This is a genomic window from Spirosoma areae, from assembly GCF_054781775.1.
On sequence record NZ_BAAGTT010000027.1, the window covers coordinates 165,202 to 188,667 of the forward strand.

At 52.8% G+C, this 23,466-nt stretch carries 19 protein-coding genes; 8 read left to right on the forward strand and 11 right to left on the reverse strand.

Going from position 1 to position 23,466, the window contains the following annotated elements:
- The first annotated feature begins 46 nt into the window (after positions 1-46).
- Complete coding sequence (locus tag ACYVI1_RS14870; RefSeq protein WP_460911395.1) at positions 47-2,536, forward strand: TonB-dependent receptor plug domain-containing protein; 2,490 nt, start codon at positions 47-49, stop codon at positions 2,534-2,536.
- Between the two features lie 71 nt (positions 2,537-2,607).
- Here the strand turns inward: ACYVI1_RS14870 and ACYVI1_RS14875 are convergent, their stop codons facing one another.
- The 3 genes from ACYVI1_RS14875 to ACYVI1_RS14885 all read right to left on the reverse strand — a co-directional run bounded on the left by ACYVI1_RS14875 (position 2,608) and on the right by ACYVI1_RS14885 (position 4,768).
- The gene (locus ACYVI1_RS14875) at positions 2,608-4,029 is read right to left on the reverse strand and encodes a Gfo/Idh/MocA family protein (RefSeq protein WP_460911396.1); all 1,422 of its coding nucleotides are present in this window, start codon (positions 4,027-4,029) and stop codon (positions 2,608-2,610) included.
- Between the two features lie 111 nt (positions 4,030-4,140).
- Positions 4,141-4,443, reverse strand: a complete 303-nt coding sequence (locus ACYVI1_RS14880) for a helix-turn-helix domain-containing protein (protein ID WP_460911397.1) — start codon at positions 4,441-4,443, stop codon at positions 4,141-4,143.
- The gene (locus ACYVI1_RS14885; protein WP_460911398.1) at positions 4,415-4,768 is read right to left on the reverse strand and encodes a type II toxin-antitoxin system RelE/ParE family toxin; all 354 of its coding nucleotides are present in this window, start codon (positions 4,766-4,768) and stop codon (positions 4,415-4,417) included. Before ACYVI1_RS14885 ends, ACYVI1_RS14880 begins: the two co-directional genes overlap by 29 nt.
- Positions 4,769-4,951: 183 nt before the next feature.
- On the opposite strand from ACYVI1_RS14885, the gene ACYVI1_RS14890 reads away from it, so the two are divergent.
- The 4 genes from ACYVI1_RS14890 (at position 4,952) to ACYVI1_RS14905 (ending at position 10,846) form a co-directional block, all read left to right on the forward strand.
- A complete protein-coding gene (locus ACYVI1_RS14890; protein WP_460911399.1) occupies positions 4,952-5,980 on the forward strand; it encodes an SMP-30/gluconolactonase/LRE family protein in 1,029 nt (342 codons plus the stop codon).
- Positions 5,981-6,101: 121 nt separating this feature from the next.
- Positions 6,102-8,054, forward strand: coding sequence for a penicillin-binding transpeptidase domain-containing protein (locus ACYVI1_RS14895; protein WP_460911400.1), 1,953 nt, complete (start codon positions 6,102-6,104; stop codon positions 8,052-8,054).
- A 1-nt stretch (position 8,055) separates the two neighbouring features.
- A complete protein-coding gene (gene rodA, locus ACYVI1_RS14900; protein WP_460911401.1) occupies positions 8,056-9,336 on the forward strand; it encodes a rod shape-determining protein RodA in 1,281 nt (426 codons plus the stop codon).
- A 169-nt stretch (positions 9,337-9,505) separates the two neighbouring features.
- Positions 9,506-10,846, forward strand: coding sequence for a DUF418 domain-containing protein (locus ACYVI1_RS14905; RefSeq protein ID WP_460911402.1), 1,341 nt, complete (start codon positions 9,506-9,508; stop codon positions 10,844-10,846).
- A 48-nt stretch (positions 10,847-10,894) separates the two neighbouring features.
- Here the strand turns inward: ACYVI1_RS14905 and ACYVI1_RS14910 are convergent, their stop codons facing one another.
- From ACYVI1_RS14910 to ACYVI1_RS14945, 8 genes are all read right to left on the reverse strand, one after another.
- The gene (locus tag ACYVI1_RS14910) at positions 10,895-12,400 is read right to left on the reverse strand and encodes an IPT/TIG domain-containing protein (protein WP_460911403.1); all 1,506 of its coding nucleotides are present in this window, start codon (positions 12,398-12,400) and stop codon (positions 10,895-10,897) included.
- Between the two features lie 234 nt (positions 12,401-12,634).
- Positions 12,635-12,805 carry a choice-of-anchor Q domain-containing protein gene (locus ACYVI1_RS14915; protein WP_460911404.1) on the reverse strand — a complete coding sequence of 57 codons (171 nt, stop codon included), beginning with the start codon at positions 12,803-12,805 and terminating at the stop codon, positions 12,635-12,637.
- 150 nt (positions 12,806-12,955) lie between these two features.
- A complete protein-coding gene (locus ACYVI1_RS14920; protein WP_460911405.1) occupies positions 12,956-14,164 on the reverse strand; it encodes a right-handed parallel beta-helix repeat-containing protein in 1,209 nt (402 codons plus the stop codon).
- Positions 14,165-14,318: 154 nt separating this feature from the next.
- On the reverse strand, positions 14,319-14,774 hold the full coding sequence (locus tag ACYVI1_RS14925) for a lipocalin-like domain-containing protein (RefSeq protein WP_460911406.1): 456 nt from the start codon (positions 14,772-14,774) through the stop codon (positions 14,319-14,321).
- 6 nt (positions 14,775-14,780) lie between these two features.
- Positions 14,781-15,308 carry a hypothetical protein gene (locus tag ACYVI1_RS14930; protein WP_460911407.1) on the reverse strand — a complete coding sequence of 176 codons (528 nt, stop codon included), beginning with the start codon at positions 15,306-15,308 and terminating at the stop codon, positions 14,781-14,783.
- A complete protein-coding gene (locus ACYVI1_RS14935) occupies positions 15,305-15,916 on the reverse strand; it encodes a hypothetical protein (RefSeq protein WP_460911408.1) in 612 nt (203 codons plus the stop codon). Before ACYVI1_RS14935 ends, ACYVI1_RS14930 begins: the two co-directional genes overlap by 4 nt.
- Before the next feature lie 14 nt (positions 15,917-15,930).
- Positions 15,931-16,551: a cupin domain-containing protein gene (locus tag ACYVI1_RS14940; RefSeq protein WP_460911409.1), complete on the reverse strand. Its 621-nt coding sequence runs from the start codon at positions 16,549-16,551 to the stop codon at positions 15,931-15,933.
- Positions 16,552-16,751: 200 nt separating this feature from the next.
- Entirely contained in the window at positions 16,752-17,609 is an 858-nt protein-coding gene (locus ACYVI1_RS14945; protein ID WP_460911410.1) for a hypothetical protein, read from the reverse strand.
- 162 nt (positions 17,610-17,771) lie between these two features.
- Here ACYVI1_RS14945 and ACYVI1_RS14950 point away from each other — a divergent pair, with 162 nt between their 5' ends.
- From ACYVI1_RS14950 to ACYVI1_RS14960, 3 genes are all read left to right on the forward strand, one after another.
- Positions 17,772-18,506 carry a LytR/AlgR family response regulator transcription factor gene (locus ACYVI1_RS14950; protein ID WP_460911411.1) on the forward strand — a complete coding sequence of 245 codons (735 nt, stop codon included), beginning with the start codon at positions 17,772-17,774 and terminating at the stop codon, positions 18,504-18,506.
- Positions 18,507-18,636: 130 nt separating this feature from the next.
- Entirely contained in the window at positions 18,637-20,658 is a 2,022-nt protein-coding gene (locus ACYVI1_RS14955; RefSeq protein ID WP_460911412.1) for an ATP-binding protein, read from the forward strand.
- 359 nt (positions 20,659-21,017) lie between these two features.
- The gene (locus ACYVI1_RS14960) at positions 21,018-23,402 is read left to right on the forward strand and encodes an ABC transporter permease (RefSeq protein WP_460911413.1); all 2,385 of its coding nucleotides are present in this window, start codon (positions 21,018-21,020) and stop codon (positions 23,400-23,402) included.
- Positions 23,403-23,466 lie beyond the last annotated feature (64 nt).

Sequence of the window (23,466 nt, forward strand, 5' to 3'; positions counted from 1 at the left end):
GTGACTTCAAGACGTTAATAAGGCTAAAAAGTCCGAAATCTATTTTATGAATTTCCTTTTTTCACGCTCAACCAGCCTGGTTGTCCTTCTTGCCATTGCGTTGTTTACCAGTTTTCGAAGCGACAATAACGAGTTTATTACCCAACTAATTACCCGATTTCGAGCTTACAACCAGGAACGGCCTACCGAGAAAGTGTATCTCCAGACCGACCGAGAGGCTTACCTGACTGGTGAAACAATCTGGTTAAAAGGGTATCTCTTCGATGGTGCCAATCATGAGGCCGATACTGTCAGCCGGGTCGTGTACGTCGACGTGGTAGACCCCCTCGCTAAGCGTGTCCGGCTGCGGACCCAACTGCGGGCAACCAACAGTTATGCACCCGGTCAACTGGTTGTGCCCGATTCACTTCGGGCTGGGACGTATCAACTCCGGGCGTATACGAGTTTTATGCGAAACGAATCCGAAGCGTATTTCTTCACGAAAACACTGACTATTCTACACTCCGACGAGACCGGAGCTGCCGTCGGCGGCTCGCTTAAAACGAATAGCTCTGCAGGAATGAACCGGCCCGATGTCCAGTTCTTACCCGAAGGCGGGCAATTGGTTGATGGCATCGAAAGTCGGGTAGCGGTTAAAGCCGTTGGCGCGTCGGGGCGGAGCCTGCCCATTGAGGGGTTTGTGCTCGACGCGAAAAAAGATACCGTTATTGGGTTCGCCAGTACGCACTTCGGCATGGGTTATTTCACGTTCAAACCCGAAGCGGGCCAGGCTTACACGGCTTTTGTCCGGCTTGCCGATGGCACAATTGCGTCGTATCCTATGCCCGCCGTTCAGGCACAGGGCGTCGTTCTGCTGGTCGATAATCTCAGTCAAAAAGATAAGATTAAAGTCTATGTACGCCACAACAAAACCAGCGCCGACACAACGGCTAAACTGACGCTGTTTGCTCAAACACGCGGGCAGATTGTGCAGGTCGTTCGGGTACCTTTGGCCAAAAAATCGTCATTAATACAACTACTGAAGGCCGATTTTCCCGAAGGCATTGCTCAGTTAACCGTGTTTGATGAAACAGGCAGGCCCGCCAGTGAACGATTGCTTTTTGTCAATAAAAACCAGCAGGTTACCATAGCGCTGACGCCTGATAAAAAGGCATATAAACACCGTGGGAAAGTCGACCTGACCATCACGACCACCAACGCCGGGGGAAAACCCGTTTCGGCAAACCTGTCGCTGGCGGCTGTCGATGCCCGGCTGGCTCCCGAACCTGACTCCAACCGGGCCACAATTGTTTCGCATCTGCTGCTTGCTTCCGACCTGACCGGTACCATTGAGCAGCCGGGGTACTATTTCGACGCAGCCCATAAAGACCGTTGGACGCAATTGGACCTGTTGCTCATGACACAGGGCTGGCGACGGTTTGCCTGGGCCGATGTGCTGGCGGGCACCATTCCACCGACTAAATACCCGGTTGAGCGTGGCTTATCACTCACGGGCCGGGTCGTTCGCCCCAATCAGAAAGACATTGGCAGTAAAGTTCAACTGACATTTATTGTGTCGAAACGGGATAGTACGCGGGATTTCTTAATGGGCGAAAGCGACGAGTCGGGTAACTTTGGTGCCTATGATCTCGATTTTACGGATACCACAACGGTATTTATTCAGGGAATCAAGGGAAAGGAGAACCGTAACCTGACCATTTCTCTCGACCAGTTGCTGACCCCAACGGTGACCGTCACGCGCATACCGTATAATCCGCTGGAATTCGGGCGCGATGAACTGGCGGAGTTTATCAAACGAACCAAAGAGTACCAGGAAATAGAACGACAGCTTCGCCGGAATGGTGAGGTACTCTTGCAGGCGGTTACGGTGAAGGCCAAAAAACAGCCGGAAATTGACTCACGGGTTATTTATGGCACGCCCAGCGCTACTGTCAAATTTGACAATAACATGGCTGCTGGGCGAATGACGATATTAGACGTGATTCAGGGGCGGGTGGCCGGTGTGCAGGTAACGGGTTCGGGCTTTAATGCCCGGGTGCAAATTCGCGGAGCCGTTAATTTCAGCGGGGCTGTTGAGCCACTGTTTGTGCTGGATGGCATGCCAATGGATTTACAGGGTATCATGGGCATTTCGCCAATGGATGTTGACCGGGTGGACGTGCTCAAAGGCGCAGCAGCCGCTATTTACGGCTCGCGGGCAAGTGGAGGGGTTATTTCCGTGCTGACAAAACGCGGCTCATCCAACTACGATTTTGCGAAAGAAGCGGCCCCCGGTACATTAGTGGCCAAACTGCCGGGCTATGCCCCTCTGCGGGAGTTTTACGCCCCACGCTATGATGTTCAGAAGCCGGAGCATGTGAAGCCTGACTACCGCACAACGCTGTTCTGGGCACCCATGATTCAAACCAATGCCGAGGGAAAAGCAGTGGTTTCATTTTTCACCTCCGATGCCAAAACGAGCCTGCGGCTGTGGGCGGAAGGAGCCACCATGAGTGGTATGCCGGGTGTGGGCCGGGAGGTTATTCGGGTAGAGTAGAGACGCAATACCTTGCGTCTCCTGACCGGATGGTTTTTGCTGACGCATAGGAGACGCAAGGTATTGCGTCTCTACACGGGCTTTAAAATTTTCATGCTCACGGGGTCCCAGCCAACGGCTCGTTTCTGGGCAAAACTCAGGTTGCCGCACTGGGTTGGCCCACAGGCCCGCAGCCCGAAGGTCGCATCTTCAACGTTGGGGGTATTCTGGCGGATTGAACTAAAGAAATTGGCAAAATGCTCGTAGCGGTCGCCTTTGTAATCCTTCGGAACCATGTACTTGAATTCTTTTGGGCCTTCCATCTCCGCCAGTTTCGGATACAGTTTGTTGTATTCGGCTACGTATAAATCCTTCTGGTCTTTCGGGAAATTATCGACCGACATACCCGGCGCTTTCGGGAATTTGTTTCGGCGAACGGTCAGGCTGTCCCAGCCGATGGACAGGTCGCCTTCGGTCCCTACGATTCGGACTAAGTAGCCACCGCCCCCGCCATCGACAAAGTTGGCACGGGTGGTCAGGTTAAATTCGGGGTGTTCGGCTGTTTTCGGATAGTCATAGATACTCAGTTGAATATCAGGCACATCGCGCCCGTCTTTCCAGTACCGAATCCCACCGCTCGAATAGACCCGGTTTGGTCCTTTCGAGCCAGTAATCGTGTGCAGGGTGGTGAGCAGGTGAACGTACAAATCCCCGGCAATTCCGGTCCCGTAATCCTGGTAGTTGCGCCACCGGAAAAAGCGAAGCGGGTCCCAGGGGCGTTTGGGCGCGCTGCCCAGATACGTGTCCCAGTCAACGGTTTGGGGCGAGGCATCAGGTGGAATCGAATATTGCCAGGCGCCCAACGCGCTATGACGGTCATACTGCGCTTCGGCAAACACGATTTCGCCAATCTCACCGGCTTTCAGCAGTTCGCGGGCTTTGTTCGTGATGATCGAAGAGGCAAACTGACTGCCCACCTGAAAAATCTTGCCGGTTTCTTTCGCAACGTTGATCAGTGTATGGCCATCCTCGAACTTCTGCACCATCGGCTTCTCGCAGTAGACGTGCTTGCCTTTCCGCATGGCATCGGAGGATATTTTCTCATGCCAGTGGTCGGTGGTGCCGTTAATGATGGCGTCGATGTCTTTGCGCTCCAATAACTCCCGGTAGTCTTTAGTCACGGCGGTCTGTTCGCCCCACAGTTCTTTGGCCCGGCGGAGTCGGCCATCGTAGAGGTCACAGGCCGCCACCATTTCAATACCGTCGACCATCAGAGCTGTTTGGGTATCGCCAATGCCCATGCCGCCCGTGCCAATCAGGGCAATTCGGACTTTGTCATTGGCCGCCGTGCTGCTATGGCTGCGAACCAGATTCAGGTATTGGGGAATGTTCGCCGTGCTTTCGGCCAGGGCCGCCGGGGCAGTAGCTGCGGCTGTTCCGGCGAGGCCGAGGGTCTTCAGAAATGTCCGCCGGGAATTGCTGTCGGCAGTAGTTTTTCGTTTGTGGTTTTTCATGCAGGATTCGGATTGAGGAACGAGGGAAAGCATTTGAAAAAAAGTAAAATGACACTATAGAAGCTGAGAACTTACCAAAAAATCTATGTTGCCTGACGTGTTATTTCAGGGTTATGAAAATTTTATCGATATTTCAAGATGACCGCCCAAGCCTTCGGTAATGATACGTTGCAGGGTGGAAAAGCGAACGTCCTTCAAATCTTTTTCAAGTTTAGAAATATACGATTTATTGGTTCCTGAAAGGTCAGCAACCTGCTCTTGTGTCAACCCCTTGGCCTGGCGGGCCTGTTGAATAAGCACACCAAGTTTAAAGGCTTCATAGCCTTCGTCAAATTTTTGCCTTTTTTTTGTTCCTTTAGGACCAACCTCCTGGTCAATGAAGTCACTAAGGCTGGTTAGATTGCTTTTCTTCATAGTATTCTTGTTTGATTTTCCCGGCTTTTGCAATTTCTGCTACTGGCGTTTTCTGAGTTTTCTTTTGAAAGCCGTTCCCGACTACTACTAAATTATTGCTGTCAAAGAAACAGAAGATACGAAAAATGTCGCTTCCCACCTGAACTCTTATTTCGTAAAGCGCATCTGTACCCTCAAGATGTTTAAAGTAGTTTTCAGGTATCCGATCAAGGCTTTCAATAAGTTTAAGCGTCCAGAGGATTTTCTTTTGAACCTTTATTGACTGCGTCTTATAGAATTCCCTGAAGTAGTCCTTATAAAAGAAAAGTTCACGTTTATTATTCACGAAGCAAAGATAATGAAGTAGCCCGAATAGACTACTTGCAATTTTAGGATGTGTGTGTAGCGTTCCCTTTAATCCACTCCCTCTCACCCCAATCTACATTAAAAGTAGCCATCACTGTTCTTTTTCTCGTTTATTGCGTCCCGAACTTCAGTGTACCATTGACCTAAATTCCTGACACGAACCATGAACCCTAAATTTCTACTACTGACTGGCTGGCTCACCGCTGCCATGCTTCCCGCCGTTGCCCAAACCCCTGCTTATCCCACCATTGGTCAGGTTGTGCGTGTCGACCCGCGTTTAGACAAACTCATTCCCGCTGAGGCCAAAATTGAAGTGCTGGCCGGTGGTTTCGCTTGGACCGAGGGGCCCATCTGGGTGAAGAATGACGCCTTTCTGATTTTCTCCGATGTGCCGCAGAACACGGTTTTCAAGTGGACGGATAAAGAAGGCGTTACGCCCTTTCTGAAACCATCGGGCTATACCGGCGTCGGCGTGTACAGCGACGAACCCGGTTCCAACGGCCTGACCATCGACCGGCAGGGTCGGCTCATTTCCTGCGAACACGGCGACCGGCGTGTAACGGCCATGCCCCTCAACGGCAGCGGGGGCAAGCGCACGCTGGCCGATAACTTTAATGGGAAACGCTTTAACAGCCCCAACGATGTGGTGGCCCATTCCAACGGCAGTTACTATTTTACTGACCCTCCTTATGGAATGCCTAAGAAAGAAAAAGACCCCGGTAAGGAAACCGATGGCTACGGTGTATATCGCATTGCGCCGGAGCGGACGGGCGTTCCGGGCACAGTGTCGATTGTGGTGGGCGACCTGACCCGGCCCAACGGCATTGCGCTCTCGCCCGACGAGAAAACGCTTTATGTGGCCCAATCCGACCCGCTTCGTCCGGTGGTGATGGCCTATCCGTTGCAGGCCGATGGGTCGGTGGGGAAGGGTAAGGTTGTGTTCGGGGCCGAGGGCATGAAGAAACAAGGGCTTGAGGGCGGCTTCGACGGCATGAAAGTCGACCGCGACGGCAATCTGTGGGTAACGGGCGGTGGGGGCGTTCTGGTGCTGTCGGCAGCAGGCGAGTTGCTGGGCCATATCAAAACCGGGGTCGCTACAGCTAACTGCGCCTGGGGCGACGATGGGTCAACATTATATATCACTGCCGATATGTACCTCTGCCGAATCAGAACGTTTGCTAAGGGATGGTGAGGGGAAATGAATAATGAAGGTGGACTGTCTAATTTTCATTTTTCATTATACATTCTTCATTGTCCATTATTAACCTAACTTTGTAGAGAGTACGTAGCTTGATTAGAAGGAGTATTTTCTCATGTTGGAGAATCGGAAGTGGGTTATTATTGGAGTCTTCTGCTTAGTCGGATTGACGTACCTGGCCCGGTTATTTTATTTACAGGTGCTGGATGATACCTACTCGCTGGGAGCCTCCAAAAATTCCATCAAGCGGGTGGTCGAAATCCCGTATCGGGGGCAGATTTACGACCGCAACAATCAACTCATCGTGTATAACACGCCGGTCTATGACCTGTATGTCACGCCCAGGCAGGTCCGTATTCCCGATACAACGGCTTTCTGCCGGATGATGAACATTAGCCTGTCGGAGTTTGACAGCATCATGGGGCTTGCCAAAAACTATTCCCCCGTTAAGCCGTCGCTGTTTTTACGGCAGCTTTCTAAAGAGGACTTCGCCCGTATTCAGGATGCCCTGGTCGATTACCGGGGCTTTGAGCCAATCATTAACTCCATGCGAACTTATCCGGCGCATACGATGGCGAATGCATTGGGCTACGTGAGTGAAATCAGCAGGAAGAAACTGGAAAGTCAGGATATTCTCTACTACCGCCAGGGCGATTACATTGGTCATAACGGGCTGGAAGAGCAATATGAAGAGCAATTACGCGGCAAACGGGGCGTCAAATTCATGATGCAGAACGTTCGGGGGGTGAACAAAGGCTCCTGGAAAAATGGCGAATTCGATACGCTGGCCGTGGCCGGGCAAAACCTGATTACGGGCATTGATGTGGAGGTGCAGAAGTATGCCGATAGCCTGATGCAGAACAAAGTTGGCTCGGTGGTGGCGGTAGAACCCTCGACGGGCGAAATCTTAGTGTCGGTGTCGGCCCCGACCTATGACCCCAACCTGCTGTCGAGCCGATTTTTCTCGAAGAATTACCGGGCGTTAATTAAAAATCCATATAAGCCGCTCATTAACCGGCCCGTTATGGCCAGCTACCGGCCCGGCTCAACGTTTAAACTCATTCAGGCGCTGATTGCCCAGCAGCAGGGGTCTTTGTTCACGAATACGGTTTATGGACATGGCGGTTCGCCGATGCGCTGCCACTGCCGTGGCGGGAATAACCTGCGGGGAGCCGTGCAATATTCCTGCAATCCGTATTTCTACAACGTGTTTCGCAAGTTTATTTACCATAATGGCGAACCCAACACGTTTAAGGCATCCGCCATTGGGCTGAACCAGTGGCACGATATGGTCGAGAAGTTTGGTATGGCCACCCGGCTTGGCGTTGACCTGCCCAGCGAACTGAAAGGCAACCTGCCGACCGTCGAATTCTACGACAAGGTGTATGGCGGGCCAAATCGCTGGAAGTTCTCCTACATCTATTCGTTGAGCATTGGTGAGGGAGAACTGCTTATTAACCCGCTCAAACTGGTAAACCTGGCGGCAACGGTTGCCAACCGGGGCTGGTATATCACCCCTCACTACATCAAGGGCTTCGGCAAGGCGGGTGTGGGCGTCCCGGCGGCATACCGCGAGCGGCACGAAACCGGCATCGAGTACAAGTATTACCTGCCCGTTATCGACGGAATGCGGAATGCCGTTGCCCACGGTACGGTGACACCCTTAGCCGACATTGCCGGTATTGACCTGTGCGGCAAGACCGGCACCTCGCAGAATGCTAAATACGGCCATAAGTTCGACCACTCCATTTTCATCGGGTTCGCCCCCATGAACAACCCTAAAATTGCGGTGGCCGTGTTTGTTGAAAATGCGGGCTGGGGCGGTAAAGCAGCCGCTTCGGTGGCTGCCCTGGTTGCCGAACGATATCTGAAGCACAAAACCGAAGCCCTGAAATTAGATGCTCAGGTCAAAGCATCAAATTACCTGCCCCCCGCGACGGGGATTCCCGGCGCGAAAAAGTCCGTTGCTCCCAAAAAAGATACCACGCAGAAACCGCCTGCCACCAAACCCATGATGACGGTCACGAAGCCTAAGTCTGTAACGGTGGCCGAGGTGAGCGGAAACTAAAATGTCTCGCAAAAACGATCCCTTTTCACAAAACATTGACTGGCTGACGCTGCTGTTCTACCTGGGTTGCGTAACGATGGGCTGGCTCAATGTGTATGCCGCCGTTTATAGCCCGGAAGTCAACACGAGCCTGTTCGATTTGTCGACCAATGCCGGGAAACAAATGATGTGGATTGGTACCACCATCCTGCTGGTTATCTGTATTCTGGTACTCAATCATACCTTTTTCGACACCTTTGCTTTTGTCTTTTATGGCTTCATGATTCTCACGCTGATACTGGTGCTTTTTGCCGGGACCAACATCAACGGGTCGCGGTCATGGTTCAAGTTCGGGGCGATCTCGATTCAGCCTGCTGAATTTGCCAAAGTGGCTACGGCGCTGGCCCTGGCGAAGTATTTAGACGTTCCCGGCATCAATTTGTTGAAACCCAAAGACCTGATGTACATCGGCGGTATTATTGTACTGCCCTGTATTCTGATTCTGGCCTCCAACGAAACCGGGTCAACCCTGGTGTTTGCCTCGTTTGTGATCATGCTGTATCGGGAGGGATTACCTGGCTGGATTCCGGCCGTTGGCATCAGCGCGGCCGCCCTGTTCATTCTGGCGCTGGTGCTGCCCAAGCTGTATATTTTTGCTGGCGTTGTTGCCCTGTTGGGGCTTGTCATTTTTCTGATGCCCCGCTACAGTCGTAATGTGAGTAACCTGATTTCGATAGGGCTGATTGGCGCGGGGATGATGATTTTCGTGACGGGGGTTGACTTTTTTGTTAACAACGTTCTGCAAAAACACCAGCGCAACCGCATTAAAGTGCTGGTCGACCCAACCATCGACCCGCTGGGCGTTGGCTGGAACGTCACGCAGGCCAAAATTGCCATTGGCTCCGGGCGGCTGCAGGGGAAAGGGTTTCTGGAAGGAACGCAGACCAAATTTGACTTTGTCCCCGAACAAAGTACCGACTTTATTTTCTGCACCATCGGCGAAGAACACGGCTTTCTGGGCAGTCTGGTCGTTATCGCTCTGTTTATTGGGTTGCTCACCCGCCTTGTCATTCTGGCCGAAAAACAGCGTACCAAATTTGCGCGGGTGTATGGCTACTGCGTGGCCGGAATTATCTTTTTCCACGTCATGGTCAACATCGGCATGACCATTGGCCTGATGCCCGTTATCGGGATTCCGCTGCCGTTTTTCAGTTATGGGGGCTCGTCGCTCTGGTCGTTTTCTATCCTGCTGTTCATCTTTCTCAAACTCGATTCGCGCCGGGCGGGGGCCATGTGGCGGTAGGGGTTATTGTAAGGCGGATCGCCCCCATTATACTAGCCCTTTTCCTCTCCACTGACCGTTTACGAAAAACCTCTTTTCAGGTCAGATAAAAAAACTTATTTTTAGGAGCTTGATTTACAGTTGCTTGCAAAGGCGACGTTGTCTTTTGCACCTCTATCCTCGTTGCCTGATGGAATCAACTATACCCCTACCCGCTGCTCCTGCCAGTATACCCGTAGAAACGCCCCAGCCGGTCGCCTTTGTTGACCGAATTAAAACGATTGACATGGTGCGGGGCATGGCCCTGCTGGGTATTCTGTTGATGAATATTCCCTATTTTGGACAGGCGTTTCAACTCGAAACCGAGCCGCTACTTCGTCCCGGCAGTACTGACCACACCGTGTTTACCTTCATAACCATCGCCTTTGAAGGCAAGATGCGGGCGTTGTTTTCGATGCTTTTTGGCGCGGGAATCCTTATTTTCATCGGGCGTAAGGAAACAGAAGGCACGAGCAATCCGGCTGATTTTTATTATCGTCGGCTCCTCTGGATGGTGCTGTTTGGGGTTATTCATGAGTATGTGCTGATGTGGGTAGGCGATATTCTGTTCGATTATGCCATTGCCGGGCTATTTCTGTTCCCTTTCCGAAACCTGAAACCGCGTCAGTTGCTGATTTTTGGGCTGGTATGTATCGCCATTGGGGGCATAAAAAATGAACGTCGTCAACTGGAACTGCGTGATAAACGAGCGAACTACCTGCAAACGGTTTCGCTTGAAAAAGCCCACAAAAAACTGACCGATGCCCAGAAGAAAGACAAAGAAGCCTGGGAAAAAGTAATTAAAAACTTCCGGCCCGACCCGAAGGAAGTGGCTGAGTTTACTCAGAATATGCGTTCCGGATATGGAACGGTCTATAAAACCCTGGAGCCGGAAAATATCCGGTTTCATTCTACATTTCTGTACTTGGGCATCTGGGATGTCCTGTCCATGATGTTGTTGGGCATGGCGTTGTTCAAATGGGGTTTCTTCTCCAATAAACTGCCCACCCGAACCTACTGGCTGACGCTTCTGGTTGGTTATGGTGTTGGGTTTCCGTTAAGTATGGTCGATTTGTCGCTGTTTCAGCAATTAGTGACGAACCCGGCGCTGTTTGCTGATACCCAATGGATTTCGCCCGGACTGGGATACGACACGCAGCGGGCACTCATCGGCATTGGTCATGCCAGTTTGTTGCTATTGATTTATCGCTCCGGGGTCTTGTCGTGGCTGATGCAGGCCCTGTCGAATGTGGGGCAGATGGCCTTTAGCAATTATATACTCCAAACGCTTTGCTGCACTCTGTTTTTCAACGGATATGGGCTGGGTTACTTTGGTAAATTGCCCTATCACCAGTTGTATTACGTTGTGGGCGTTGTCTGGGTTATCAATCTACTATTCAGCGCTATCTGGCTGCAATTTTTTCGCTTTGGCCCGTTGGAATGGGGGTGGCGAAGCCTGACCTACTGGCAACGTCAACCCATGCGTAAATGACGGGTGACGTAGCGCCAGGGTTTTTGTTGCCGGTAGGATCACCCGAATCTACCTGTCGAACACGACCTTATAGACGGCGAAGCGAAGGGCCGCATTTTGTACGTCGTTATTGGCGATGACATACAAGGTGCCATCCGCCCCCAGGGCGATATCGAACTGGTCGAAGCGGAACGCCATCCGATGACCCCTCCCTGATTTAGTCGCCCCGGTCTGGCCGAAAAATTTCTTATTGCCCACAACGGTCGTTACGTTTCCCGATGCATCGACTTTGCGGATGCAGCCTGACCCATAATCATTGACATACACATTATCGCTCTCATCGACAGCAATGGTGTTGCCCCGCGCATAGCCGCCATCCTGAAACCGGGCCGCCCCACCCGCGCCATCGACATACCCTTTCTGACCGGCAGTCCCCGCAATGAGTTTGAGCGTGTTGTCGGCCTGCAATTTCCAGAGGGCCTGATTGCAGAATACGAAGACACTTTTGCTGTTGGTCGCCAACTGGGCGTTGGCCTGGTCGGGCGTTCCTTTGAGCTGTGTGTTGACAACCGTTGTGGAGAAACTCGATGATGAATTGCCGCCTGCCGTTCCACTGACGATACCAACCAGTTCGTTGTTGAAATTGGCGCAGATGTAACTGTATTTTCCAGTAGCACCGCCCGGTTTCAGCGAAAATGACTGCGCTTTTGAGTCAGCCGCCGTTGACTTGGAAAGCTTGTCGAAGCGATAGGTATAATAATAACCGGAACCGGTGTCACCAAAGTAAATCTGGTCGCCCGAGACGGCAATGCCCACTGGATTATCGGTAATTGTTTGAAATGATGCCACGCCCAGCGTGGTCAGGTCCATGCGGTAAACAGTTTTCTGGCCAGGTCCGGTGATATACAGAAGGTTATTCGTGTAGGCCATCCGGACGCCATCGGCCCCCGCTGTTGCAAAGGCCGGAAGTCCCACTAATTTCGTGACGGTAGCCTTTGCCGAAAGCGGGGTGATAACGGTGAAGTCTTTCGGAGAGGTGGTCTGCTTACCCGCGTCTTCGAGGGTGATTTTTCCGGTTGTCGCGCCATCGGGGACAATGGCCCGTAGTTCGGTCGTACTCACACGGGTGACGGTTTTGGCCGCCATACCATTGAATTTTACGCCGGTATTGTTGGTGTAATTATAACCCTTAATCGAAATCTCATCGCCTTCTTCGCTTTGTTCGGGACTAAACGTGGTGACGACGGGGCCATCGATAAACGTAAAGTCGGTTGCCGACGGAGCCGTTCGTCCGGCTGTTTCGACGGTTATTTTTCCACTCTGGGCGGTAGTTGGAACGGTCACGATCAGTTGCGACGTCGATGCGCTGGTCACAACGGCCGACAAACTGCTCCCGAACTTTACTACATTCTGAGTGGGGTCGCTGGAAAACCCTGTGCCTTTAATTGTAACAACGGTACCCGCTATGCCCTGCGCCGGGTCAAAACTCTCGATGGAAAAGGGTGTTGGCTCCGGGTCGGATTTTTTGCAGGATAGAACGACACCCAGAAGGAGGATAACAAGGACGTTTTTCATGGTTTCCTGTGGCTTAAAAAAGAGAAAATTTACTTGGATTTCGCAGTCAATCGAGAACAGGCTACGTGTCTGAACGACAATGGCCGTGCTTCGTTAGTTGCCCGTAGAGGAGGTGTTATAGTGGGCAGGTAATGGTTACGATACTAAAGCTAAATTACCATCTAACGAAAGGTGAAAACCTTTGATTAAACGGCAGTTATACTTAGGAAAGGGGCGAAATTTTCTGACCAAAGCTTACTTAAGCCCGGTGCCAGTCACACTCGCCGGGGGCGGCACCGCCAACGCCGTGCCGCCCGCTTCGTCGGCACCAAGGTCGGGATTGCCGGAGCGAGAATTACCATCATAGTCCGTTGTAATAATGGATTGGGGCAACCCTGCTTTCAGGCAGGGGCTTCCGGCCTGCAAATGGTGTTGCGCGTTGAGTTTAGGGTCACCCTCGGTGCTGTGGGCGTCGAATTTGGTGGCGGCTTTCCACTGGGTAAACGTCAGATCGCTGGTTTGCCGATTTTCGTAGATAGCCGCTGAGCCGGTTCGGAAATAGCGGTTGTAATCAATCTAGCTATTGCCCGTCAGCGATTCGGCTTTATCGTCGTCGTTGTAGCGAATCCGAATCATGGCCCGGTCGCCGGTCTGCGCCTGCACGAAAATGTTGTTCAGAACTTTTACGTCACGGCAGGGTGGAGTACGTAATGCCCCGTTCGGACTCACGTAGGTTTCGCCCCGGCTGATGTACAACGCGCCGTATGTATCGCTCGCCACATTCACGAAAGTATTGTTGACCACCTGCGGACGAACAGCGGCAAACAGCCCTACGCCACCCCATTTCGCGTTGACAATGATGTTGTTACGAATAATAATGTCGAAACTTTCGGTATAGTCGGTATTGTCTTTGTCGAACCATTCTTCGTCGGTGTCGGTGTTGCCCGCCGTCACGCCCATTTCGCCACAGTTGACAATGAGGTTGTTTTCGATGATGCAGTTTTTGGCCCCGCCTTTGGCATACAGGCCCGTGGTGGCAATGTCGTGGAAGTAGCAGTTTCGCACCAGCATATTCGGCCCGTTCACGTTGTCGATGCCCTCCGCATTATCCGCCGATACATTGGCTGGCCCAACGCCCGAATGGTGAATCTCGCAGTTCAAAATCTTAATGTTGGCGCAGCCCGGCACGATTTTAATGCAGTCGCGGCCCGTGTCGTGAATGCGGCAGTTGCGGATGGTGAGGTCGCTGACGGCCCGCCGAACGGGTTCGTTATTTTCCCAATTGTTTTCGAGTTTGATGCCGTAGAGATAGCCACCCACGATTTCCAGATTCTCGATGAGTCCACCTACAATGGTCGGTTCGCGATACCACAGCACCGACGTGATATCCTCCACATTCGTGACGGCTTTGATAACGGCCCACTCACCCGGATACGACCGAAGCGTGAGGTTACAGGTACGAATTCTGATTTCGCGGCTCTCGTGCGTACCGGCGCGTAGCTCGACAGCATCGCTCGGCCGGGCCGAATCGACCGCTTTCTGGATGGTTTTCAGTGGTTTCCCCACGCTTCCATCGTTACTGTCGTTGCCGTTTGTGGCCACAACCCACGTTCGGGGCGCGGGATTGGGTTCGTTGCAGGCAAACCCCGAACTGGTAGACGGTGTGGAGGTGCTGTTGCCGGGCGTGGTCGTCGTTCCGGGGTCAACCTCGTCCGTCTTTCTGCACCGTGTCAACCCGAATAGAGCAATCCCCACAAAAATGAATAGACATAGGGATTTTTGCATATTAATGGCTTTTTTTTGAGAATTAACAAGATTTTATTTAGATATAGACACAAAGGATATTGTCCCCTCCCTGTCGCTGTATCCCCACAGCGACAGGGAACCAGGCATTGGTTTGTAGAAATTTCGATAGTCTTTAATCCTGCCGAAAAAAGGCTTACAAGCGTGTGTATTTTATCACGATTCGTTTTGCGTTGCCTGGATTCGGCATCTGCGGATTGGCGGCATAATCGAAATCCCAGGTCATGGTGTTGCCGCTCACAGTGAGAGAATAATCGGAATCGGGCAGGCTTTTGTCGGGCACCACAATCCTGAGTTTGTTGCTCGTTGCCGACCACCGACCTGCTTTGTTCATCTGCTCAATGGTTTTTTTTATCGGTCCACAACTCTCTGGTACATCGGTTCGCATGGTTCCGTCGGCCAGAAAGGTGTAGGTTATGCCCGCCGTGCAGGGCATTGTCTTGGTAAGTTCGGGTAGTTCATCAGTCGTTTTGCCGCTGGCATCGGTCATCAGCATGGCCGTGCGTTTCCAGGTGCCTGCCACGCTCTGCGCCAGTAGCGGAGATGTCGACAGGTATAGGCTGACGAGGATAGAAAGCAGGGTACGTTTCAAGAGCGCTTACAGTTTATGGTAGATATAGGTGAGGACTAGCTTTTTGTATTCATCCGCTTCCAGTTTGGTCGCGTCTACGCTCAAATACATCGCGGTAGGGTCGTTTTTGTGGCCAATGATGCCGATGTCGTATGTCAAATCCCCGCTTTGCCCCAGGAGTTTGGCCAGTTGCCGCTCTTCATCGCCGATGATTTTCAGTGTTCCATTATTTATATCGCCGTTAACATCGGCCTGAACAACGCTCAATTCCCAGCGCACGTCCCGGCTTTTCCCGTCCCCCGTGGCTCGCAGCCGTCCGTCGCTGAAAAACTCATAAACGTAAACTCCGCCGTTTTTCTTAACGTCCGACGTGTTGTTAATGACTTTTCCACTGTGTTTTATACCTTCAGAAACAACGCGTTCCAATTGCCACTTTCCAATCAGCGACTGGAACTTATCCGGCTGTGGGTCGTCGGCGTTTTTGCTACCGCAACCCGCTCCCGAGTTGCCGAACAGAACAGCCACTAACAGGCTGTAGGCGAGGTATTTTTTCATGATTTTGTGCGTGAAAAGTTGATAGTTGCTTTCTTCTCGTAGCGCGGGTCGGCACTGTCGGAATAGCCTGATCCGGTGGCTGTGGTATACGTGAACGCCAGCGTGAGTGTCAATTGGTCGTTCTGCCATTGCCCGCCGTTGGCTTCATTGATGTTGAAATTTTTACGTACCTGCTTCTTCTCGTCTACTGTGCGAAAGTGAACCGTGTTGAGTTGATGCCAGTCGTCTTTTCCGACCGAACCCCACACGTCGTACTCTTCTGTTCCGCGTTGGCTGGTCACGGTTGCCAACCCGTCAAAACCCTGCTTATCGGTTCGGGAACCCAGCCCGCTCCGCCGACGGGTGCGTTTGCCTGCTTTTTTGGCCCGCCCCTCATCGGTCATCGGAATCAGGATGTCGAGCCGGATGGTTTTCTGTACGCCATCGGGGTCCTTAAATTCACCCTCCCACGTACCGACGAGTAGTTTTGCGTTTTCGTCCTGGCTGTAGGCCCAGGGGCGGTCTTTCAGGTCGGCGTAGTAGCTGTAGTAGTATTTACACTCATACACCCCCCAGCTAAGACCCGCCAGCACCAGCACAAACAGCAATATCTTCGCGCCTTTTGTCATGGAATAGGTGTCTTTTACGCCACAAGGCCGTATTTGTCGATGAGGGGTTGCCGTTTTTCGGGGAAACTAACCATGCCGAATTTCTGGCGGAGGTCGCGGTACATGGCCTGTATTTCCGGCGAATTCATGGCTAAACCACGGGTTTTGGCGGCCTCGGGAATCGTATGAATCGACGCTTCCAGATAGTCCTCAAACGGTTGCTGAAAATAGCAGTCGATGCCAACGGCGGGTTTGTCGGTAGCATTCCAGAACGTATGCATAATGCCACGCGGGCGCAGGTGCCAGCCGCCCGCCTGCACCTGATAAACTTCCTCGCCCACAATGACGCTGATGGTTCCTTCCAGCACATACATCAGTTCATCGAGTTCCTTGTGCAGGTGCGGGGACGGTCCCATTTTCCGGGCCGCTACGGCAAACTCGACACACGAAAATTGCCCGTTGGTCTGGCTCTGCCGAACATGGGTACGAGTGTTCAGCCCCGACGGACCGGGTTGCAGCGGCTCGATCGGCGGCAGGTAAAACGGTTTCAGCGGGTCGCCAGTCGTTGGATGCGCCGACCCATTAGTTGAACTGATACCGGAAAGCAGGCCGATGACGGCGGAGGTAGACAGAAAATCACGGCGTTGCATAGTCATTTGGTAGGTATTGAGTTGAATTCTGTGGTTCTCTGACAATTTCTGTGGAGAGGGATGCATTCGACGGTGTCTCCTCGGTCTGTGTCCTCACAGACCGCTGGCAATCAGGTAGGTATAGCGGTCTGTGAGGATACAGACCGAGGATGCTTGCGGATAATCACAAAAATTGTTAGAGAACCAATTCTATGGGCAGCTACGGGTTATTTTCCCGCGTTATAAATCGCCAGCAAAAACGCCTTACTGATTCGGTTGGCCTCTTTTTCGCAGATATGCCCCTGTCCCTCAGGGGAATCGATGCCCTGCCCTTTGCTGGGACAGTTGGCCGTAGACCGGTATTTATCGCAGATGGTCCAGACACTGCCGAGTTTGCACGCGCCATTTTCCGATTCAATTTCCTGCAAATCGAAAACCACGTCCTGTGCTTTAAACGTATCCTTCATCCAGGCACCCATTTTCATCTTGGCCGCGTTGCCGTCGTCTTTGGTCACGATGTAAATCAGGGGTGGAGTGATGTGTACGAAGCGTTTGATGCCAGCCGCCCGCAGGTCGTCAATCATCTGTTTGTAGGCGGTTTTGGCCTGTTCTACGTTGGCGTCGGTGATGTCGGCATAACCAAATTTGAAGATGGCAATCTGAAGTTTTGCCTTCTGCTCGATGGCTTCGCGTTTGAAAGCCGCCATCTTTTTGTCGGGTTCTCCGTTCGAGATGTTGTTGCCGTTGTTGATGGAATTCCAGTCGGCGCCGTTCGGGCCATCGTTGAGGGTAGTGCCGTCGTAGAACTCAAACTTGACCCCGTTATTCTGGCTCCCGTCCTCCAGATCACCCCCCACCGATGCGTGGACAAACAAGCTGTTCCAGCCGTTCACCCGGCCTTTCTCGGTGGCGGAAAGGTTATCCCACGCGCTGATGCCGCTGATGCCCACCACGCCCGGCTGTCCGTTACCGAGTGCCGGGGAACCCGTGTTTGGATTGGTTGGATTCGTCGGGTTGGTTGGGGTTGGGTCGTTGGCCGGGCTGGTACAACCTGTTAGCAGTAATAAAAACAATAGCGGTCTCATGACTAATCGGCGTTGATGGGTCGAAACTGCTTACGTTAGCCCACGCTCACAATAGTCGCTCGACTAACGACTGTTTGAATCGACTAACAGCAGGTCAATTTGAGCAAGCGGTTGATTTCTAAGCCAAAAAGCGCATACATTTGAGTAACAGACTAGCTGGCAATGCCCCACAATACCTATTCCTGCATTATTGTCGACGACAACGAAATTGACCGGCTCACCGCTCTGGCTCACGCCCGGCAGTACCCGCTGCTCAACGTGGTGGGGGTGTTTGCGTCGGCTGCGGAAGCCTTGTCCGTTGTGCAAAACCAGCCGATTGATGTGCTGTTACTGGATGTCGATATGCCGGGGTTGAATGGTCTGGACCTGCGGGCCAGTCTGATGCAGGTGCCAGTCTGCGTCTTTATTACGGCCTACCCCGACTATGCGGCTGAGAGTTTTGCGGTCGATGCGTTCGATTATTTGGTGAAACCCATCCGGGCCGAGCGGTTCAGCCACACGATGGCCCGCGTTCAGACGTTTTTTGACCTGACCCGCAAGGCGCAGTTGTTCGATCTGAGTTTGGGAGCCGATACCGTATTCATCCGGGACGGCCACCAGCAGATTAAACTAAACCTGCACGAGGTAGTGTACCTGGAGGGGCTGAAAGACTATACCCGTATCGTGACGGCCACCCGGCAATATACGGTGCTGTCGTCCATCGGAAATCTGTTGCAGGAGATACCCTTCCAGTCATTTCTGCGTATTCACCGTAGTTATGCCGTTCAACGGCACTACATCGACAAGATCACCAGTCAACAGATTTATGTTCACCAGTTTACATTGCCCGTTGGGCGGAGTTACCGGGCGGGGCTGGAGGGGATAGATCCGGGCCGACAGGCCAGCCGGTTGACCTAACTCTTTTCAGTTAACTTGTTCTATGCCCGGATTCCATAAAACCCCCAAACCCCCTGAAGGGGGCTTTGTCCGAACACGAGTAAAGCCCCCTTCAGGGGGTTTGGGGGTTTTATGGCAGTTACTTCTACTGTTGCTTTCACTTCTTTTTGTGGTTCCTGCTTTGGCACAAAAGCAGGGGCGTGTGCTCATCGACTCGTTAATCGCTGAACTACCCAAAGCCGCCAACGACACTGCGAAGGGTCGGCTATACCGGATTATTGCCGACGAATGGTTTTTTACCAACATCGACCAGGCCCTGCATTACAGCCGACTGGGACTGCAGCATACCACCCGCATGAACTGGCAGCGGGGCATTGGGGTGTTTAACAGTTACATGGGCCGGGCCTACAGCGATAAAGGCAACTACGATTCCTGCCGACATTATTTCCTGAAAGCGATTGCCATCTACAAAACACTGGGCGACACCTGGAATCTGTCCAGCACGACCAATAACCTCGGTGTGGCCGAACATAATATTCGCTCTAATTACCCGGCCGCTACGCGCTACTATTTCGAAGGATTAACATATGCCGAGGCCACCGGCGACAACTACCTCATTGGCATCAGCCTCGATAACGTATCAGAAATTTATCGGATTCAGAAAAACTTCCCGAAAGCCCTGCAATTTGGTCGGCGGGCTTTAGCACTCCGGCAACAACAACGTAACCCCGACATCAATGCCCGGCGTGAGCTGGCCTCGTCACTGACCAGTATGGCGGCTCTCTACACGCTGATGGAGGATTGGCCCAGAGCAAGGCAATTTGGTTTGCGGGCGTTAACAGGGCATCAGCAGGTGGATAATAAAGAAGGCTTAGCCCGCACCTATGGCAACCTGTCCGTTGCGATGCAGCAGGATTATGACAAAAAAATCCAGTATGCGCTGAAAGCCAAGCAACTCTGGGACAGCTTTAACCCCCGAAGTCTCGACGCGGTCAGCAACCTGGCTAATCTCGGCGTGGCCTATTTCGATCTGGTGCGCCACGGCAGCGGCCGACCGCCCAGCCCGTCTACGGCTACAAGCCAGCCCACCGGCAGGACTGCCCGACTGCGATTGGCTGAGCGATACCTGACCGAAGCTATCCGGCTCAGTACCGACAAGGGGGAAGTGGGCGATCAGGCGTATTTTCGGGGAAGTCTGGCGGAATTGCAGGCCCTGACGGGCAATTACAAAGAAGCCTACGAGAACTTTCGAGCCTACCAGGCCGCGCAGGATTCGCTGTACTCTCAGGAAGCCAAAAACAAGATTGCCGGACTGGAAGGCCAACGCGAAATCGAACTCCGCGACAAACAACTCGAAATCAATCGATTGATCATTGCGGGGCAGAAACGCCAGCAACTGGCACTGCTCGTGGGAGTCGGGTTGCTGCTGGTGATCGGCGGACTGCTTTACTGGCAGAGCCGAACCCGCAAACGAATCAATACGACCCTGCTCCACCTGAATCAGGAACTCGACGAAGCCAATCAGGTAAAAGCCCGGTTTTTCGCCATTCTGAGCCACGACCTGCGCGGCCCCGTTGCCAACCTGATTAATTTTCTGCACCTCCAGCGCGAAAGCCCCGACCTGCTACCCCCCGGTCAGGTAGCCCGCCATCAGCAAACCGTCACCGAAGCCGCCGAGGGCCTGCTCGATACGATGGAGTCTATGTTGCTCTGGAGCAAGGGGCAGATGCAACAATTTAAACCCGATATAAAAGTAATTCCCGTGGACACCTTGTATGATTACCTGCAACGGTTCTTCGCGGGGGTACCCCATGTGCGATTCAGCTTCGATGCGCCCCAGGAGTTACAGGTAGCCACCGATGAAGACTACCTCCGCACGATCATGCAGAACCTGACCAGCAACGCCATCAATGCTCTGAAAAACAGGCCCGATGCCCACATTCAGTGGCAGGCCCGGCCCGAAAATGGGCGGGTAATTCTGACCATCAGCGACAATGGCCCTGGTATGTCGGAGAGTCAACTGAAAGTCCTTTACACCAACGACGCGGCTATTCTGGGTAAAAGCGGGCTGGGGCTGCACCTGATCCGCGATTTAGCCCAGGCCATTGCCTGCCAGATCAGCGTCCGGTCGGAGCCGGGAGCTGGCACGGAATTTAGGCTAACGATTGCGTAAGCAATAAACGAACGAGCAGTTCGGGATGGCACGGTTAACCTGAGCGACGGCACCACCCTCGCCATGTCGCGCCGAACCCGCCGGACCCTGTTTAGCCGGTCGGGCGAATGAGTTGATGGCGATCCATCCGGAAGAAATTCGCCTGCACTCCGGTAGTTATAGCTCAAGGTTATGTGTACGTGAATAGGTAACGATGCTGATGAGCCATAACGGCCTGATCCCGTTCAAAAACGGACAGATTTTGTACGGTTTCGGACAGTCGGTTCTTTATTGATGGGCTTCTGTTTACTTCCAAAGGCTGTTTTCAGGCGTGGCACAGTAGTTGACCCCGTTAGCGGTAGCTAACGAACAACAAACTCATGTTACGCAATTACCTGAAAGTGACCTGGCGCAACGTAGTCAAGCACAAGAGTTTTTCCACGATCAACCTGTTTGGCCTTATCGTTGGCTTATCCTCGGCGCTGGTGCTGGGTATGTTCGCCTATTATGAACTCACCTTCGACCAGATTCATGAGCAGAAAGACCGCATTTTTCTGGTGTATAAAGAGCGAAAAACGCCCGACGGCATCAAGCCGGTGTATGAAACCTGGGTGCCCACGCTCGACGCCCTAAAAAGCGAGCTTCCGGCGGTTCAAACCGGAACCCGCTACTGGGAGTCGCCCATGTGGCTGGAAAAAGACGGGCAGAAGTTCCGGGAGACGGTTGTCTTTGCCGACCCGTCGTTGTTCCGCGTGTTTCACCTGCCACTGATGCAGGGCGACGGCTATCAGCAGCTTACCCGCAAATCCAGCGTGCTGATTGCCCCCGAAATTGCCCAAAAATACTTCGGCGAGGCCAACCCCGTTGGGCAGTTGCTTCAGCTACAGACCGGTAACAATCGTTATTCGGTTTATGTAGCGGGCGTGTTACAGCCGATGCCGGGGAATTCGTCCATTCGGCCGGCCATCATTCTGCCCTTTGCCAATGCGATGGAAATGGTGGACGTAAAAGCAGCCGGGTGGGACGATTCCTTTCTTTACACGTATGTTTTACTAAGCCCGAACAGTCGGCCTAACGATCTGGAAGTGCAGTTCCCCGCCTTTGTTAACAAAGTTTTCGACAAGGAAATAGCGTCCCGGATGTGGCTGAAACTGTTGCCTTTCAGCGACTTGCACAACCAGTTTAACCAGAGCGAAAAATTTGCCTACATCCTGCTCTGCATTGCATTCATCATTATTCTGATTGCCACCATCAACTACGTCAACTTAGCCACGGTTCGCTCCATCGAGCGGACCCGCGAAATCGGCGTTCGGAAAGTGCTGGGCGCCCGCAAAGGTCATATAGTGGCTCAATTCCTGGGTGAGTCGTTTCTGCTGACCGGCTTCTCGTTCGGGGTTGCGCTGCTGGCGGTTAAGCTGGCCCTGCCCCTTATCAACCAGACGCTGGATACTCAATTGCCCGAAACCATCTTCAGCACGGTTCAACTGACCCTCTCTGTACTGGCCGTGTTGGTGGGGGTTGCCCTGTTTGCGGGTGGCGTTCCGGCATTGTACATATCGGGGTTCCGGCCCATCGAAGCCATCAAGGGTCAGCTCAAACAGCTTGGTTCGGGCACTCAGTTGCGTAAGCTGCTGGTGGTTAGTCAGTTCGCCCTGGCGGTAATGCTCATCTGTGCCACGCTGGTGGTGTATCGGCAGATTTCCTTTATGAAAACCCACGCGCTGGGGTTCAGTCAGGAAAACATCGTAGTTATACCCACCAATGCCGACGAGTACCCGGAGAGTGAAGCCGCCCGGCTGAAAATAGCCGGGATTAAAAAAGAACTTCTGGGCTATTCGGGTATAAAAGGCGTGACAACGTCGGCCAATGTGCCGGGCGACAACATCGGCAATTCCTATACACTGGTCAAACCGGTGGGCTGGACGGCCGGGCAGCCCTTCCGAATCCGGCGCGTGGTGGTCGATGAATCGTATTTCAGTGTGTATGGTATCAAGCTGGTACAAGGCACAAATTTTACCCCCAGTCTGTCGGAGAAGGATTCGCTGGCTCAGGATCAGGTAATTCTGAATGAAGCCGCTCTGAAAGCATTCGGCTGGCAAACCATCGACGGCAAAAGCCTCGACCGGAACCGGCAGGTCGTGGGCGTGGTGAACGACCATCACTACGCCAGTCTGACGCAGAAGATTGAACCCATTATGTTTCTCTACCGGCCCACCGAGAAGCAGGCCAGTACCTTTGTTTCCGTAAAATTTGCCACTGGCCAGCCCAGTGTGCTGTTGGGGCAACTGGAAAAGAAATGGCGCGAACTGGACCCTGGCCGGCCGTTCCCGTACTTTTTTGTCGACGAGAATTACGCCAAACTGTACCAGACTGAGGAGCGTAACGGGCGGGTAATCACCTATTTTTCGGTTTTAGCCATCTGCATTGCCTGTCTGGGGCTTTATGGCTTGGTGGCGTTCACGGCGAAACAGCGCACGAAAGAAATCGGCATTCGCAAAGTGCTGGGCGCGTCGGTAACGGGCATCATCGCGCTGCTTTCCAAAGATTTTCTCAAACTGGTCATCCTGGCGATTGTCATCGCCTTACCCATTGCGTGGTGGGGCATGAGCCAATGGCTGGCCGATTTTGCTTACCGCATCGACATGGCCTGGTGGATGTTCGCCGGGGCGGGTGGACTGGCCATTGGCATCGCCCTGCTGACGGTCAGTTTCCAGAGCATCAAGGCCGCCCTGATGAACCCGGTGAAGAGTTTGCGAACCGAGTAGAGCCGCAATACGTTGGGGCTCACAGGCCTCAGCAATAGTTTATGCCACTAAGAACCATCCGGTG

Coding starts and splice junctions, on each gene's coding strand:
- ACYVI1_RS14870 (WP_460911395.1), top strand. CDS start 47: ATGAATTTCCTTTTTTCACGCTCAACCAGCCTGGTTGTCCTTCTTGCC.
- ACYVI1_RS14875 (WP_460911396.1), bottom strand. CDS start 4,029: ATGAAAAACCACAAACGAAAAACTACTGCCGACAGCAATTCCCGGCGG.
- ACYVI1_RS14880 (WP_460911397.1), bottom strand. CDS start 4,443: ATGAAGAAAAGCAATCTAACCAGCCTTAGTGACTTCATTGACCAGGAG.
- ACYVI1_RS14890 (WP_460911399.1), top strand. CDS start 4,952: ATGAACCCTAAATTTCTACTACTGACTGGCTGGCTCACCGCTGCCATG.
- ACYVI1_RS14895 (WP_460911400.1), top strand. CDS start 6,102: ATGTTGGAGAATCGGAAGTGGGTTATTATTGGAGTCTTCTGCTTAGTC.
- rodA (WP_460911401.1), top strand. CDS start 8,056: ATGTCTCGCAAAAACGATCCCTTTTCACAAAACATTGACTGGCTGACG.
- ACYVI1_RS14905 (WP_460911402.1), top strand. CDS start 9,506: ATGGAATCAACTATACCCCTACCCGCTGCTCCTGCCAGTATACCCGTA.
- ACYVI1_RS14910 (WP_460911403.1), bottom strand. CDS start 12,400: ATGAAAAACGTCCTTGTTATCCTCCTTCTGGGTGTCGTTCTATCCTGC.
- ACYVI1_RS14920 (WP_460911405.1), bottom strand. CDS start 14,164: ATGCAAAAATCCCTATGTCTATTCATTTTTGTGGGGATTGCTCTATTC.
- ACYVI1_RS14930 (WP_460911407.1), bottom strand. CDS start 15,308: ATGAAAAAATACCTCGCCTACAGCCTGTTAGTGGCTGTTCTGTTCGGC.
- ACYVI1_RS14935 (WP_460911408.1), bottom strand. CDS start 15,916: ATGACAAAAGGCGCGAAGATATTGCTGTTTGTGCTGGTGCTGGCGGGT.
- ACYVI1_RS14940 (WP_460911409.1), bottom strand. CDS start 16,551: ATGACTATGCAACGCCGTGATTTTCTGTCTACCTCCGCCGTCATCGGC.
- ACYVI1_RS14945 (WP_460911410.1), bottom strand. CDS start 17,609: ATGAGACCGCTATTGTTTTTATTACTGCTAACAGGTTGTACCAGCCCG.
- ACYVI1_RS14950 (WP_460911411.1), top strand. CDS start 17,772: ATGCCCCACAATACCTATTCCTGCATTATTGTCGACGACAACGAAATT.
- ACYVI1_RS14960 (WP_460911413.1), top strand. CDS start 21,018: ATGTTACGCAATTACCTGAAAGTGACCTGGCGCAACGTAGTCAAGCAC.